Annotated in this window: 9 protein-coding genes; 1 reads left to right on the forward strand and 8 read right to left on the reverse strand. The window is 36.8% G+C overall.

Annotated elements, in window-relative coordinates; genetic code table 11:
• The 7 genes from B6258_RS16665 to B6258_RS16695 form a co-directional block, all read right to left on the reverse strand.
• Nucleotides 1-2,260: RHS repeat-associated core domain-containing protein (locus B6258_RS16665; protein WP_099076213.1), on the reverse strand; the 2,260-nt coding region annotated here is incomplete at its 3' end.
• Nucleotides 2,261-2,274: 14 nt separating this feature from the next.
• Nucleotides 2,275-2,547: an Rz1-like lysis system protein LysC gene (gene lysC / locus B6258_RS18585; RefSeq protein WP_129586868.1), complete on the reverse strand. Its 273-nt coding sequence runs from the start codon at nt 2,545-2,547 to the stop codon at nt 2,275-2,277.
• Nucleotides 2,477-2,845 (reverse strand): DUF2570 domain-containing protein, encoded by a 369-nt coding sequence (locus tag B6258_RS16675; protein WP_099076215.1) that lies wholly within the window; start codon nt 2,843-2,845, stop codon nt 2,477-2,479. The genes lysC and B6258_RS16675 overlap by 71 nt, the downstream gene beginning before the upstream one ends.
• On the reverse strand, nt 2,842-3,231 hold the full coding sequence (locus tag B6258_RS16680; RefSeq protein ID WP_099076216.1) for a M15 family metallopeptidase: 390 nt from the start codon (nt 3,229-3,231) through the stop codon (nt 2,842-2,844). Before B6258_RS16680 ends, B6258_RS16675 begins: the two co-directional genes overlap by 4 nt.
• Nucleotides 3,228-3,545: a phage holin family protein gene (locus B6258_RS16685; RefSeq protein WP_099076217.1), complete on the reverse strand. Its 318-nt coding sequence runs from the start codon at nt 3,543-3,545 to the stop codon at nt 3,228-3,230. Before B6258_RS16685 ends, B6258_RS16680 begins: the two co-directional genes overlap by 4 nt.
• A 70-nt stretch (nt 3,546-3,615) precedes the next feature.
• Nucleotides 3,616-7,947 (reverse strand): SpvB/TcaC N-terminal domain-containing protein, encoded by a 4,332-nt coding sequence (locus B6258_RS16690; protein WP_099076218.1) that lies wholly within the window; start codon nt 7,945-7,947, stop codon nt 3,616-3,618.
• 55 nt (nt 7,948-8,002) lie between these two features.
• Entirely contained in the window at nt 8,003-14,851 is a 6,849-nt protein-coding gene (locus B6258_RS16695; RefSeq protein WP_099076219.1) for a Tc toxin subunit A-related protein, read from the reverse strand.
• Nucleotides 14,852-15,283: 432 nt separating this feature from the next.
• On the opposite strand from B6258_RS16695, the gene B6258_RS16700 reads away from it, so the two are divergent.
• Complete coding sequence (locus B6258_RS16700; RefSeq protein ID WP_099076220.1) at nt 15,284-16,156, forward strand: LysR family transcriptional regulator; 873 nt, start codon at nt 15,284-15,286, stop codon at nt 16,154-16,156.
• Here the strand turns inward: B6258_RS16700 and B6258_RS16705 are convergent, their stop codons facing one another.
• The gene (locus B6258_RS16705; protein ID WP_099076221.1) at nt 16,157-16,618 is read right to left on the reverse strand and encodes a regulatory protein RecX; all 462 of its coding nucleotides are present in this window, start codon (nt 16,616-16,618) and stop codon (nt 16,157-16,159) included.
• Between the last annotated feature and the right edge of the window lie 220 nt (nt 16,619-16,838).

A 16,838-nucleotide genomic window follows, 5' to 3' on the forward strand; every position in this document is an offset into this window, starting at 1 on the left:
ATGGATAATCAGGGGTTGAATAGAGCGTAAAATGCCGACCTAACTTACTGGCGGTATAGTGCGTCTCTCTTTTAAAGTCTCGTGAATATTTTTGACTCCAGGCTTCACACCGTTTAATACACGATCCCCCCCAATCATCTGTTTTCATTTCATGAAATGACGTCGGTAATCGATTGATAAAATGTTCACTTGTTGTTGCAGACGTTGAAGGCGTGGGTGCTCTACCATCAGGATCCTGCAATGTCACCGGATTATTACGCACCATGCGATATAAATTTAGCCCATCCACTGTGCCCGCTGGATCGGCACTTAACCAACGGCCAATCCACGGTTGATAATAACGATAACCGTAGTAATACAGCCCCGTAGCATCTTTTTCTTTACCGGAATAACGGATCGTTTTGTAATCAGCCTCTACTGCATTTTCGCTAGACCAAATCGCCGTTCCCCCATAAGGGTAATACTCTTCATAACTGACTAATTGCCCTTGACCATCGGTTTCTAATCCACTGTTACCCACACCATCATCATAGCTATAACGTAGTGTGTTATTTTCAATCCCTTTCGGCGTACCTATTTCCCAACACAAGGCTCTGACTTTTGCACTGGTACCCGCATTGATTTGAACGACAGCATATTTTTCTGTTACTGGATTTTCATTTACTTCCCAGACTTCAATACTCGGTAAATAGTGCGTAGTGACTTTTTCTAAATCACCGCCAGCCGCTTTACGCCCGCGTATTTTCGTCACACGTTGGTTCGCACTGTTATATTGATAGGTTTCACCCTCAGATAATTGCCCACTCTCACTGACCTTATTTGTCGCTTTCAGATGATTACGGCTATCCCAAATAAGGGCATCCCCATTAAGAAGCTGGGTTAAATTACCGCTCTCATCAAAATAGCTATCCACCTTTTTAGGATCTTCACATTGTGATTTTAATAAGGCACGATTGGTTTTATTTGAAACGGTAATCTCATGAGTAAAACTTTGTTGTGCAATCGAAGAAATGTGGCGAATCTGGGTTAAATTGCCGCCTCTATCATAGGTATATAAACGGGTATAATTAGTGTAGCTTTGCGTATCTTTGACTAAGGTGGCGACTTTCTGAGATTGCATTGAAGCGGGTGTTTGCTGATTGGCCGATTCACGCCCAGTAGCACTCACCAATTGATACAGGGAGTCATACACATAGCGATTTTCAGGTACAATTTTTTGATTACGCCAGTAGCGAGTCGCTTCAGCATCGTTTTTCAAACAAATAATATTCCCGACAGCATCGTACTCATAACGTAGATCTTGCATGATTTTTGCACCTAAGGCATGGCCTTGAGGTCGCTCTGTTTTAATATGCAATAAACGTTGTGTTTCTGGCTCATATTCATAAGTGGTGACTAAGCCATTACCGTGCGCTTCACGCAGTTTTTGCCCCGCGGCTGAGTAAGTGAGTGAACGTAAAATAGCTTGCTCTGCTTGGCCTTTTAAGGTCAGCCAAGATTGCTTAACAAAACCCGCAATATCATAGGCAAAGCGGCGTTGATGGCCTTTTGCATCGGTTTCTGCTAATACAGCCCCCGTGGCATCATAAATATATTGAGTGGTAAATTTTTCAGCTTGTTCAATGTCATTTAATTTATGACTTGAACTCCAATCAATAACACTCCCCATATACAATTGTTGTGTTTCTGATATTACCGCGCCTTGTAACGAATAATGGCTATACGTTTTTTTACCTGCGGTATCAAAGTGTTCAATGCATTTTCCCACTTGATTGGTGCCGATTAACTCACTCGCGTTTCCTTGTCCCCATTTTAATTTTTGTACTACGGCAATACTGTTTTCACCCAGTTTTCCTTCTTTGACTTGTTCTAAATATCGCTCAAACTGCTTATCACTGTATTCATAAGCAGTAACTGTTTCTTTTGCATTAATCTGCTGTGCAACCGTGCCTTCAATATCATTGAGATTAAAGCTATTTCCATTATCAACACCTTGTGACAGTGATAGCGCGCCCCCTAAACTCACTGTTTGCTGAATATTGGGTTGAATAGTGGCGTCTGACTGTTGTACTTCATGCAGTCTTGCATCAATACTGCGTTCTAAATAACCACGAGCATGAAAGTGATGACGCGTAATGCGTTCATCTGTTTTATTTATTGTGTCGGGATGACGACAATAATTAATTTCACGAATAGCAGCTCCACGATTATCATGAACCACCACAGTGGGTGTTCGTGTATATAACTGTTGATTTGACATAGTGTTATAATTCCTTAATTGATTTTCTTTTTATGATCTAATTCATTACTATTACGCTGATTTTTTACCGCCAATATTTCTGCTATCGCTTTTTTATCGGTATTGCACTTTTCTAATACCAGCAATAAACGCGCCACATAATCAGGGTAATCTCCCCACACTTGCACATTAAAAAACGGTACTGAACAGGGCTGTAACAAATGTGAGGGGACAAACTTATCCGCGGTTATTACGGGCGTTGATGGCGTTTTGCTGCAACTGGATAACAGCGTCAGGCACAGACTCATTAGCACAAGGCGCTTGAGCCAAAACTTGCCGTAACTCTTGGCGTATCGCATGATTTTCTTCCTCTAAATAGTGTTGCTCCTTTTGTTGGCGCGTTAATGTTTCCGAGACTTTTTCTGCTTGTTCATGCCATTGCACTAATTGTGATTGCAACGTGCGTTGTTGATATTCAAGCTGACTATTTTGCTCAGAAAGTCGATTTATTTGATTATGTTGATAACGAATAACCAACAATGTAACGACAACAATGAGCGCTATCCCCCCCTTAACCCCCAAGCGTAAAAAAGTGCTTATATTCATGGGTATGCCTCGCGGCACAATTCGTAATGAGGCCCATCGCGAAATGAAACCCAATTTCCTCCCCAATTAATTGAAACACCTAATTGAGAAGAGGCTTGTTTCATCGCATTGAAGACGGATTCAAATGCAGACCAATCTTGCCAAGGAATAGCACCATTCACTAACGGTACAATATCAACCGCATGACCTGTTAAATGACGACTATTCAATGTTTTGCTTTTGCCCTCTTTTATGAGTACTTTTTGACGTTCTAATGAACGTACTCCTTCAATCACCACAAAATCGTATTGACTGAATGTCAGGGCCAAATGGACAACGCGAACGAGATCTTGATGTACATCCTTTAAGTTATTTTGGCTTCGTTGACTCAATGTATAGGTATTCATTTCGGCTCCTTAAGGTTGTTCACACCAAAAATACGGTGCCACAACCAAATCAGTGTTGTACTCCCCATGGAGCCAAAAAGCCCTGCAATCATGTAAGACATATAACGACTTGCCCCACTTTCAAAACTCAGTAAGCCCCCTAATAATCCTGTAAACACTGAAATAATCACTTGGCTAGTAATACCACACCAAGACCATTGAATTTGTTTTTGTCTAATTTCCATTAAATACCTCACGATACCTCCCCAGGCTGAAAATCCACCGATAATCATCCAAGCCAGCGCATCGCTTTCAGATGAGATTGCCACTAGCATAATAAAACTCCTAAATAAGGCGGGTTAAAACACCCCAATAAAAGTGAAAAACCCGCGTATACATAAACCATTACATCAAGGTGTCATTTTCATCTTCCTGAGCAATAAACCATGGGGTAGCTATCGTATTGCGGTGATAGCGCTTCGCTGTAATAACATGGAATAAACGACCTAATGCATCGTAATAGTGGGTATCTGCAAAACGGTTAGGTTGTGCCGAACTGTCAGTGATATAACGCCAATCATTCAGAAAATAAGGCTGATAAACGCGCTTTACATTTCCTTTGTTGTCATATTCTGTTTCACCTGAAATTGCCCACCGCGTTGCTGTACTTTTTGTTTGCGCCTGTTGTGCGCTATCAACCACGAGTTTTCCTTTTTCACTGCGCAAGAAGGCATCCCCAGCTTCCACCCTGACAGAGGTTTGCAATAAGCGACCCAAACCATCGCTAAAGGCGATTTGTTGACGAATTTGCTGCTGTGGATCGCTGTCATAACGGTCAGTCATGATTTGCAGTACATGAGGTGGCAATTTTGAAGATGTTTGCATCCAACTGTCAGTGACATACACAACGCCTGTCGCAATAGGCAGTGTTGATGTCAACGCCAAAGCATCATTGATGGTTGTCGGCATTGTGAATGCTTTATCGCTATAGCCACTTTGTTTACCGTTTTCAGTGCCTGAAAAACGGGTTGTAAGCACACGACCAAAACCATCAAAAGTCACTTGATGAAGGTTTTTATTTTCATCAATTACCGTGTTAGGTGATAAAAAGCGCCAGTCGTAAGTAAGATGAAAATCTTGTGTATTTAAAGGTGACTCTTTGCCCATTAGTACACAAAATTGCTTATCCCATAATAAGTTATATTTACAAGACAACACGGAATTCTTATAAATCAGTGGGTGATAAAATTGTGCTAATGAACCATATTGGATGATACCTAATAGTGGTTTCACCCACAGTGTTTTACCTTTTTCTGATGCATCAGCAAATAAATACGCTTTTTGCTGATAACCTGCATTTTTCATCACCTCATCCAGTTTTAAATTTGGATAAGGCTGTGAAATCGCATTTGCGGTTTCTTCATCTAATTCCGCCGTTTCGCTAGAGGCTAAACGCACAGGGAAATCAGGTTCTGATAATGTCGCTTTACCTTCAGCATCCATATAAGCAAGCTGTTGTTGCCCTACAAAGACTGCTCCTGCTTTTTGTGTCAGCAAATTATTGGTTGCTAATAAGGCTTCGACACTTAATCCGTCCTTCGGCTGTTTTTCTGCTCCCAATGTCCAAATATCTTGACGACTCGCATTAGTAATCGCGAGCTGATAAACCTGTTTTTCAGGATGAACAAGATGATGGCAAGCTTGACGCGATAAACTTAAACGCAGTGTCTGTTGTTGCTCGTCATAACTGGATGCCCATAATGTTTCTGGCAGACTTTCGTAATGCTGATAAGGATTTTTCGCCCCCTTAGCGCGTCTTGGATAGTTAATCGAAACAGCTTTAGAAACAAAGCCATAACTATCTTGCTCTAAGATGATCTGTTGATGACAAGCAGGATCAGTCGCAATACGCTCATAATGATATTCACGGCTTTCCACGACAGACGGCATCACAACTGGCGAGCGCCCTTGCGCTTCAATTAAACGCACTTGTGGTCGTTGTTCAGTGACCGCATAAGGCACATCAGCAACCACAGAATTATCTAACCCATAGATTTCTTTTCTGCGTAACTGACCTTGTAACCCACGCTCAAACCAATAGGCATGTTCCTGATAAACAGCATTATCACAGGCTTTTTCTGCGCTGCCTTCACCTTGTGTAAATCGAGGAGAAAACAGTGGAAATGCCGCATCGTCACCTTGCCAAAACTCATCAGGCATTTGGGTATCAACGATGGGTTTTCCTGTTAAAAACCATTGTCGAGTTAACGCACTTGGCGTTTTGTCTGCCAGATCTTCTTCACTTTTAAATGACTCTGCATTGGTCATTTCAACACAACCAAAACCACGAAACTCTTTTTCTTTACCATCCCAGACACCATGACGATAGTGGTAAGTTTGCGTTAAACGGCTTTGGGTGATTTCATCCACCGTTTCAGTTTTCCACAGCGTATGCAACGCGAAAGGTAAGTGGCTAACCGCTTTAGCTTTATTTTGTTGTTGGCGAGCCAATTTCTCATCCAACCAATATTGCGCGGAACTACGGTAGTGTAGATTTTGAATCAACCCCATATTGTTATTAATCGATGTTAATAACCACGGTTTTTTATTTTGTAAAGAAAGCACCCAATGTTGCGGTGTTGGATACGATTTTGTCAGTAAAATACTACCAACACCTAAGCCTTGAACATCCGCCACTTGCAGTTGGCAATGGTTATCAAAACGTATCCCGTTAGGTAATGCAATATCATCACCACGCACAAATTGATCGCCACTTTGGTTAAAATACACCTCTAAATGGGTCGATTGAGCGTAAATAATATCCGTGGTACCACTGCCATCAAGATCGGCTAAATAGAGTTGATTAGGGTTGAATTTAAAACGATCAGCAGAAAATCCAGGAACAGTAATAGGTAAACTGAATTTGCCCTCACCTAAATGAACCCAACATGTCAAACCTTGGTGATCCACTTTAATCAAATGTTGCTGACCTGAACCCAGTACATCACTAAATGCCACTAAGGTACGACGATTGACGTTTTTAATGGGTAACGTTACGCCTTCAGCCTGCATCACCTCTTTGCTTTTTTTCCAGCCCTGAGCAGAGCCAGCATAAAGACGGATACTACGAGGACCAATTAAGGCGAGATCCGCAAAACCACTGCCTGTTAATGAAGTTATTTCCGCTCTAGGGTGAAAATATTCCATAGGAATGGCATCAAGTGGCACAAAATTCAGCCAACTTTCTGCTTTCGTTTCATCCTGAGTGTAATAACCATTGACATGGCCTTGTGTCACTAACCACTCTAGTTTTCCATCACATGTTACATCCGTCAGCATGGCTGAGTTTCGTAATGATGGAATAATGGGGAGTTTCTTCGCATTATCCCATGTTATGGCATTAGGATTTTGCTTATCTTCTTTTCTAATCGGTGCGCGATACCACCACGCACCACTGTCTTGATACAACACGCCTGCAAGCCCTTCACCCAATAAATCGACATATTGATAAGGCTGTTGCGGTGTAAAAGAAGCCAGTTCATCCAATGATTGCCATTGTGCTTGTTTAGTCTCACCTGGCATTTGCCAATCAAATTTCACAGGGGGTAATGTGACTAACGACTGAGCATCTTTATTATCGTTAAACGCAGATTGCTGCGCTGAAACTAAAATTGAACCTGCTCCTGACTCGGCATAAGTCAGTGTTAATCGAGCAACTAATTCGGGTGTTTCAGCTAATGCGGTCTGTTTTTCCAAACTTTCAAGACGGTGATACATCAATACTTGGCGACATAAACGGCGAGTACGCACTTCAAAGCCATAATGAAAAAGAGAAAAACAGTCTTTACGTAATGCCCATGCTGAATTGCTCTGCCATTGAGGATAAGTCGCTAACGCACTGCTGCGCTCACCGTAATCAAACACCAGCACAAACAGGGCATTTTTCGGTAATGTATTATCGGATTTGACACAAGAAAAAACACGTTCACCCACCGGGTTACCGTAATACACTTTCTCTAAATAACGTTGTGTATTGGCATTTTTATGTGATTGAATTTCTTGTTGGTCACATCCTTGTTCATCTTCAGCACGATAATGATATTCAATTTGTTCACCCGTTGCAGAAACAGACGCATTCAGGTTCCATTGCGCAATGTGTGCGCGGTTTTGGCTATCCACAATCTGTGCCGTGGTTTCATAGCCGAACAAATGAGCATCACCGTTTGCATTCAGCATCACCCAAAACTGAGTAGGGACATTGGCAGGGATATTCTCCTCATGTAATGACCAAAGCTCAAAACGACTAAAGCTTTTCTCAATACGAGAGCGATAAGTGGTAACTTGATATCGATGAGCAAGTTTTACGCCAAGTAATTCATCCCGTTGTGCAGTATCAACTTCACCGTTCTTATTGATAATGGGGACAATCACTTCGCCATTAGCGCCAATAAATTCATCTAATTGTGTATAAGTCGGTACGCCTTTTGAAGTACGACGACGGATAGACATCACACCAATAGACCAGCCAAAACCCAATGAGCCGTTGCCTGCTTGATTTTGATAGGTTAAGCCTAAAGAAGGAGCATAACCACGACCTTTGCTAATGGGCAATGGTAAGCTAAAAGCGGCGGCACCATCAGGGCCGACTGCGCCCATATTGCCGGTTAAACCTGTGACTGCGCCACCGCCTTTCGGTAAATTTGGGGCATCAAAGGTCAATTTTTCTGAATTTTGCATGTAGAACTCCTGACAGGCTCCCTAAGGAGCCTGTAATTAATTAAGATTTAGATAATTAACGAATGGTGTAATTAATGTGGAGAATGATGTCGTTTAATGTCAGTAACATCGCTTTTTGCTTATCTGTGGCATCAGGGAAGCTTAAAGTCAGTGTACTGGTATCATCCACAGGTAAACCTTCAAATGGGAGATAACGATCATCATTAAAATTCAGTTGGAACTGACCACTGTCATTCATACCGTGAGAAATCGCAATCGCACTACAGCCGCGAGGTTTCACTGCACTACCACCATAATTGAGTACCGCTCTAATATTTTGGTAAGCACCGGTTAATGCAGGTAATGTCACACTAATTTGCTTAACACGACGTAATTTGCCTAGATCCGCAGGATAATCCTTTCCTATAGCTAAATCAGAGAGCTTAATCGACGCCTGTAATTGGCCATTTTTCAGCGTAATACCATTTTCAGCCGTGCCAAGCTGAGTTTTTGATTTATTAATCACATCAGCGACTTGTTCAAAGCCAAACTTATGACTACCTAATCCTTGATACACATCTTCTAATGAAACAATCTTAGTAATTTCCAGCACACGTTTATCTTTTTCAAGATAGCTGTTTTCCATTTCTGCCAGGTTATGCATTAAGCTTTCACCTGCCATTAAACCTGAATAATTACCTTGCCATGCACTAGGACGAATAAAGGTTTGTGTCTCACCTAAATCATACTGATAAGCCATTTCCGCCATACGACAACGTGATGCGACTAAGTCATAGAATGGTTTATAAATCGCCATCGATTTACTACGTAACCAACTATACAGCGCTTTATTGGTAAATTTATTTTGCAAGAAGGTTAAATGCTCTTGCGCTTGTTTCTGTTGTAACTTCATGCTATCTAACTGCAAATTAGCAGCTTCTTTGCGCACTTTAAGACCGTCAAGTTGTGCATTAATTTGTTCCAACTCAGATTTTGCGTTATCACGCGCAATTTTCCATTCATCACGACGACGGCGATAAAATTCAGATTGGTTTAATCGGTCTGCCGCAATACGCGTTGCAGCTCCCGATAATTGCAGACCAATGGATGTCGCATTAAAAACAGCCCCAAGACGCGAACCACCCACAGCCATACCATAAATATTCGGTACTAAATCTGCTATAGCCCCTGCCATATTTAGCCCTTGGCTGGCGGTATTCAACACTGAAGATGCTAGATAGAGATCCATTGCTTGTTGTTCTGAAGTACTGATATTTTCATCATACAAGTTACCATAATGATCAAAGCGGTTTTGTGCACCAACACGTAACGCTTTTAGCGCTTTCTCGTTATAAGTGAATTCTTCGATATTCTTTGTTTGATATTTCATATTTTGCAGGATTATTTCACTACCTTGTGTAGTGAGTAATTCTGACAATGCTTGAGCATCTTGACGCTCAATAATGCTAGCAAGCGAGCTACCAAACTGGATAAGTTGACTGACAATGGATTTAGCACTGTTTAAAATTTCAGGGAAGCGCTGTGTTGGCATCACTGTATTTGGCAATGTACTACCACCTTGAGACTGGTTTACGGCGGCATTTTGTAATGCCTTAGGATCAGCTGGTGTCGCATAAGTTGGCAGTGATAGCGGTTGTCCATCAATGGATAAATTATGGCGTAGATTAAATAAACGTGTTTTTAACGTATCTCGATACTGCGCTAACTTCTGATTAATTTGTGGTAAAAAAAGCGCAGTTAAGGTATTTGCTGTACGTGATAACGTTGCTTCTTTTTTTCTTCCTTCGCTAACAGAAGACATTGATTGGTGTGTTTTGGTTGCCGCATCATGTAATGTTGGCGCTGACCACACTTCACTATCTAATAGTTCTGTTTCATTTCCTAATAATCTCAGCGCTTGTACATACCACATTTTGGCTTCATTTAAAGTGTCCCGCTCAAGTAGACGATAAGCACTGTCACCTCGTGCCACAAGAATATCCAGGCACTTCATAAATGTAGCCAGCTTATAGTGCATCGGGTCAGTTTGTGCCACAGCATCTGGATCGGTTGAATCCAATTGCTCATTATCCCAAGCTATATCTGCTAACAATGGCTGCGAATTCCAAACACGATGAGTTTGAGTATTGCCATCAGTATAACCATTTGGGTTAAACACATAACCTAGCCAACGACTAGCTTCATCGTAATTTTGTCCTTCCAACATCACATTTGCTAACATCATCGGAGTGTAATAGAACAACTCCCAAAAATAGAGCGCATTAGCACCATTAAAATCCATCGGTACATCAGCACCTTTTTCTAAAGCTGGTTCAGGTAGCCTCTGAGAACTTAACGTTAAAATAGCATCAATTCCTTTATTCGCACGTTTGACTAATTGACGTGCAAATAACGTATTTAGACGCACTAACAAAGGTTTATTTTCTACTGTCATTGACATATATTGAGCATGCTTTTGATTTGTTTTTAAGCTAATAACACTTTCAGTTATATGCTCCAATTTATTAATTTTAAAATGATATGTACTTTCAGAAATAACTTTTTGTTTCTTATTAACAGCGCTTAAATTTGCCGTTAGTATTAACTCACCATTATCATTAAAATCACTCATAGGAACATCAAGCTTAAGTGTTTTATTTTTACTATTGAAGCTATTACTACCTTCATTTAAAGAAGTGTTGGCATTAGACCATTCGTCAAGAGAGTAATTTATATCGTTGTCTTCATTTGAAGATAATATTATCTGAATATCTTCGACCATATCATCATCACTATAGATAATTTTATTCAACTCATTCTTACCAATAGTCAATCGGTCTGATACCTGTTTTCCATATTTACCCATAATCATAAAATTAGTTTTTGCTTCTGAAATATAAAAAACAAATCTTGATGTTTCTTTATTTAAAAAATCTTGTAACGATAAATCTCCTAACTCATCAGAAAGCGAAAAGGCTGCTTTATTTCTCGATGAACAATCTAATAAGTGACCGACCTGTTTACTGAGAATAAACAGATTTATGTTATAATCGGATCCATTATTAACATCTGAATTTTCAATTACCTTACCTTTATTATTGTCATAAATAAAAAAGTAAGCTGTGTTTGTTTTAATATCAAACCCAAAATAATAACTATAATCAGTTTTTATATTAAAAACATTGGTATGCACTTTACCGACACTACCAAAAGTATAAACAATATCGGCTAATAAAGAACCATTTTTTAACAGCTCTTTAAAGATATTTTTAATAGATTCAGGAGCAAGATGTCCATAATTAATATCACAGTTAACAAAAGCAGAAAGGTAACAAGATAATGTTGAATTTTTGGCTTCCACACTGACACCACTCATTAAACTTCCTGAGAGAGAAGCATCTATAGACTCAATGTTATCTATATTATCAATAGGATCATGGGAAATAGAATAAGCAACTTTTCCTCTCGACATAAATTTATTATTAATATTGCTGATAAACTCTTCACCCGCTATATCAAATTCATCCCGCACATTAATATAAATATCTTCTACTTGTTTTTTGTCCAATATATTAGAAAGCACCATTTCATTATCAACAGAATAAACTTTATATTCTTTATATTTACTACCATAGCTATGACTAGTGATATAAGTTAAAAAATATAATTTATCAAGTTCTTGGTCATAACTTAAATGAAAATTTCCTTTTTCATTTTTTATAAAATCATCAGAAAATTGAAAATCAATAGATGAGCTCCAAGTACCATCATAACGGATGTGTGATAAATTTAAACTATAACGTACCTGCTTAGAAATTTCCTCAAATGTAGCTTCTTCTTTATTTTCAATTTCTTTACGTTCAATCCAAGCAACATATAATCGATTATTAAAAATAACGGGACGAATTAAATTATTGTAAGGGTTGGCACCATTCTCAATTTTAGTCCACTCTGTCCACGCATTTGCTGCCATGACACCTTTTTTTATTTTACTATGGTCTGCACTGCGCCAATAATAGCTTGCTTTTTCTGAGGCATTGCAACCAATAAAATAAGTCTTTCCATCTTTTAATGTCACACCATCATGATAACCACTAATCACATCTAAATTAGCAATTTGTTCAAAAGAAGTTAAATATGTTTTAAATGCATCATCAATCGTATCACTGTTAATGCTATTTTGACTGATCGTCTGTAACAACGTATCCATCATTTTAGTTTGGCCAATACGTACTGTCGGATCAATATAATTTTCAGGATAATAAGTTAATAAAGAAACACCACTCCAAGTGCTATAGCGCTTATTATATTTATCCCAATCGATAAAGAATTGACGAGACTTAACAGGTGTATTACTTTTTATATCTAAGGATAAAAATTCATTAATATAGAGCTGTATACTTGCAATAGCTTGCTCTATCTTGGTGGTTTTTATTTCAGATGAGACTTTATTATCAATCAGTAGATAATAATAAACATCATCACTAGTGAGTAAGTTTAATTCGCTAAACTGATTAATATAAAATGCAGTGAATGCAACACTCTCTCTTTCATCCATTTTGCTTTTTAGCAAAAGAGCCTGTTGAGTATTTAATCCACTTTGTAAAATCTTACTAACTCTATCCCAATTTAAATAGTCTTTTTCTATATTAGAACTTATGGAAAACTTTAATTGAGTTAATAGATTAAAATTATTTGGTGTAATATTAAAAATGTTAACCATATCAATATAGCTAGCAATTTCTTTAATATTATTAAATTTAATTCTATCGCCAATTTTTAATAAAGAAATAATTTGATTAACTACATCCTCACTAACTTTATATATTTTTGATAAAATTGAAACTCTGTCAACACCCATAATAATATTAAGTAATTCATTTCTATCACTTATTTTGTCCATATAAAAACGATGGAAATCAGATAAATCCTTTATCGATTTGATATCTGGGAGGATATATTCATTGCCAATCGCACGTTCACCTAATACTTTTATTTCATCTTCGTTTAAACCTACCTTAGCAAAAATAGTGATCATTTGGCATAACATTTGTATATAAGTAATAATATTATTTTTATCCTCTTGTGTTTTATCCTGTTTTTTGACTAAATCTTTAAAATCAAGAATAGTTAAATTCAACGAACTCGTAGTTTCGAGTGTAAGCCATATAGAATTTCCTTGACTTAAAGAAGGAAGATGAAAATAAGAAGATATTATCGGTAAATAGGATTCTATTATTGCCATTGGCGTTAAATAAATAGCATCAGCTAACTTAATATTCATTAATTCTTCAATAAGGTTTTTCATTTCATCTGTATAACGCAAATCATACTTCTTTGCTGTCATGACATACAGTTCTGGAATATTAAACTTATATTCTTTAATAAATTTTAAATATTTATCTATTGCATAGATTAAATTAGCCGCATCATCTGATGATGATTGTTGATTAATGGGTTTATTATAAGGCTCAGGCAACATATTGAGTAATAAGGAAAGAGAATAAAAATCTATACCATATACTGTTGATAATAAATATACTCGATATAACAGAGAAATATTTTCTATAGAACAAGTAAATTTAGTTGGTTTATCCGAAGCTAAATTCCACATAGCAACAATACCAAGATCATCGACATGAAATGCACGTTTTAATGTATTAATACGTATAAGATCATCTGGAGATGATGAATTAAAATCAAGTTCTTTATTATCTGCAATAAATTTAACCACACCTAATGGAGGAGAGTTAAATAAAGTATCAAATAGGGACGAAGAATTATTAACTGTTTGTTCATTAATATTAGCACCATTAATCACCATAGATTGCTCAATATTAATATTATATTTCTCCATAATATTTCTTACATGAAGAATAGAACGAATAACCTCAGAATCAATATTATGATCATTATTTTTTGTTTTAATTAAAATAATGAGATTATCAAAAGAGATCCCCGTTGCTTTATGCAAGCGAACAATCTTATTTAAGATCAACATACCTTTTGAAGGTAACTCATTATTTACTTTAAGTATATTAAATAGTGGAGACATCTCTTCTTCTGGAATAGAATAATATTCTGATAAGAAGTTTAAATTATTTTTTAAACTGATATCCTTACTTCCGAAGTTTTTCTCTACTAGCTCATCAACATTATTGTCAGAGATGACTTCAGTTAAAATAGCATATAATTCAGGAGAAATAGATGAAACAATCGTTGAGATCCACTCTGTATCTAAAATATCAAGAGAATCCTTAGCTTTCACTAATTTATCAACCAATCCATCATGTAATAATAATGTTTGTCGAATAGTTTCATAAGGCTGATGATAAGGATTTTCACCCATTACGCGGTTTGTTGCGAGTTCTTGAAATAAATCTTTATCATTGCCTAATTTATGTTGCAATGCCGTCGTTAAAATTTGATTTGATAAAGACAGTGTTGAAATTTCTTTATCCATATTTTCTTGCGAAAGTACTAATTGAGCTAAATCAGGACGACGTCTATCAAGGCGATACATTGGACCTTCAGCTCGTATTTCTTTTGCTTCACGATAAAGCTCTGTTAAATAACCCGCTGGTGAAAACATCGATGCTACAGATTTAGAATCGACATAATGGTTGTCGCGATTTGGGATCCAATTTCCTAATGTATTGCTTTGAGCAATCGGAGATTGAATACCTAAAGACACTGCATTTTGTACTTGTGGATTACGACGTGCTAAATAGTGCGCTTCATTGATCTTACTTATTTTCGCGGCTTTTTGTGCTTCTTTATATAATGTTTTTGCTTCATGCCAACTGAGTTTTTCTTCACTAAGTGCATAAATTTCATGAAGCGATAATGGTGCTAAATCGTTAAGCGTGATCATGTCTGATGTACTCGTCTTCATTTTTGTTAAAAGCGTATTAATGTTTTTCATTAAATATTTTCCTAATATAAGTTAATTTAAAATAGAGAGAGTAAAGCTTGTGTTTCATCTCGAGAATTAAAATATCAAGAAAAGAAAATAAGAAAATTGACTTTTTTATAAGCTACTATTGAGTTTTTTTATTCTTTATTGGCTAATTACTGTTTTAAATTAAAATACAAGCGTAAAAAATAGAGCTAAATAACAAGCAAAATATATTAATAAAACGTAATCAATCATTTGATTTTATTTTTTATAAAAAATAAGATTATTTATTATTAATATTAGTCAATAATATTATTTTTTTAATTTTAGCTTTATCATTTTTTCATTTTTAGTCGTCATAAATTTATTATTGATAAATATCAATATAAAAATATCATTCAGGAGGATTATAAAAAAACAATTTATATGAAATTTATATGATATGTGGAGAATGTCTGAATGTTTTTCTCACGAAAAATAAACCAGTTCTTTGCTGTCGCGACTTGTCAAAGCCTAGTAAAAGCAGCAGAACAAACCCATGTTACCCCATCCGCCCTACGCCATGGTATTAATGAACTTGAAAGCCAATTGGGTAAGTCACTGATTAAACGTTCTAAAAATGGGATGGATCTTACCCCTGCGGGAAAATCACTTTATAACCGTTTGTATCCTTATTATGAAAAAATCCGAAAAATTGAAAATCAAATAATAAACTCAAACGAGGAGAATACCTCACTTTGTATCAAGTTAGATGGTCTCTATTATCCCGACTTAAAAACAAAATTATTGGAGATCCGACAAAAAAACAATCGATATAACTTATCGTTAGAAGATGGTTATATCGATAATATTAACGAAGAACTTTTTGATAAAGAGTTCGATCTTGTTATTTCATCGCTTGAGTTTGATTATCCTTATAAAAAAATCAATGCGATTAATTTATGCACACAAAAGGTCGGTTTATTAGTAAATAAAAAGCTGATTGAAAAATATCCAGATACCAAAACCTTCTTTGCCAAAGAAACCTTAATACAAAGAAACAGCTCTTTGCGGAATCCGATATTTACAACCATTTTAGAAAGACTGAAAAACAAGGGATATCAATATCATACATTAGGGCTAACGGAGATGGCAGATGTCTTACATTGTGTTGATGAGGGCGAGGGTTACTGCTTTATACCCGAAAATATTGACTATATTTCAACTATTACAAACGATGAAGTGCAATTTATACGATCTCCTTTTCCTTTTGATATTTTTTTACATCAAAAAGTCTATTTTAAAAAAGAGAATAATAAAAATTTAGCCGATATTGCAATGACACTACGTTAATTAAAACAGTGCATTTATATAGTCAGAAGTAAACCCACGGTATTGTAGATAGCGAATTTGCTTGGCTTTCTCTTTAAAATCTTTGGGTTTACTACCCTCAAATTTTTTTTCGTGAACCTCTTGGCAAAGAGTGTACCAATCCGTTTCATCTTCTTCAAAAAGGCGTTCAATAATTTCACTGGGGAACCCCTTTACGCGTAATTCTTGGCGAATACGTAACGGGCCATAAGATTTATTTAAATAACTGCGAAAAAAAGCATAAACAGTGCGATTATCATCAAGATAATGATTTTCTAATAAATGTTCCATTACTTGAGGTAAGCAGGTTTCATCAGTGACGGTTTGTGCATCACGATCGCTTTCTCTTATTCTTCGAGCAAGGCGTCGTTGAAGTTCTGTTGTGCCGTAATCACGACGAGAGAGCATAAAAATAGCGTACTGATAAAGCTCTTGATAGGTCATAACGTTCCTTTATTAAAAGAGTCCATGTGAAACGGCTATTATCATAACGATTTATCATCGAAATAGCTTATCTTGATAGTCATTTCATTGAAATAATAAAAAGTAATAATTAAAAGAAAAATAATCATTCTCTTTTATAATTTTAATCGACTAGTTTTATTAATATTTTCTTAGTAAAAATAGGGATGTTAAATTAATAATCCCTTAATAATACTGTAAT

This window comes from Proteus alimentorum, assembly GCF_002607735.1.
In the GTDB taxonomy this organism is placed as follows: Bacteria; Pseudomonadota; Gammaproteobacteria; order Enterobacterales; family Enterobacteriaceae; genus Proteus; species Proteus alimentorum.

Bases quoted from the DNA above. Each gene is read 5' to 3' on its own strand.
- B6258_RS16675 (WP_099076215.1), bottom strand. From the start codon at position 2,845: ATGAATATAAGCACTTTTTTACGCTTGGGGGTTAAGGGGGGGATAGCG.
- B6258_RS16705 (WP_099076221.1), bottom strand. From the start codon at position 16,618: ATGACCTATCAAGAGCTTTATCAGTACGCTATTTTTATGCTCTCTCGT.
- B6258_RS16700 (WP_099076220.1), top strand. From the start codon at position 15,284: ATGTTTTTCTCACGAAAAATAAACCAGTTCTTTGCTGTCGCGACTTGT.
- B6258_RS16680 (WP_099076216.1), bottom strand. From the start codon at position 3,231: ATGAATACCTATACATTGAGTCAACGAAGCCAAAATAACTTAAAGGAT.
- B6258_RS16695 (WP_099076219.1), bottom strand. From the start codon at position 14,851: ATGAAAAACATTAATACGCTTTTAACAAAAATGAAGACGAGTACATCA.
- B6258_RS16690 (WP_099076218.1), bottom strand. From the start codon at position 7,947: ATGCAAAATTCAGAAAAATTGACCTTTGATGCCCCAAATTTACCGAAA.
- lysC (WP_129586868.1), bottom strand. From the start codon at position 2,547: ATGAGTCTGTGCCTGACGCTGTTATCCAGTTGCAGCAAAACGCCATCA.
- B6258_RS16685 (WP_099076217.1), bottom strand. From the start codon at position 3,545: ATGCTAGTGGCAATCTCATCTGAAAGCGATGCGCTGGCTTGGATGATT.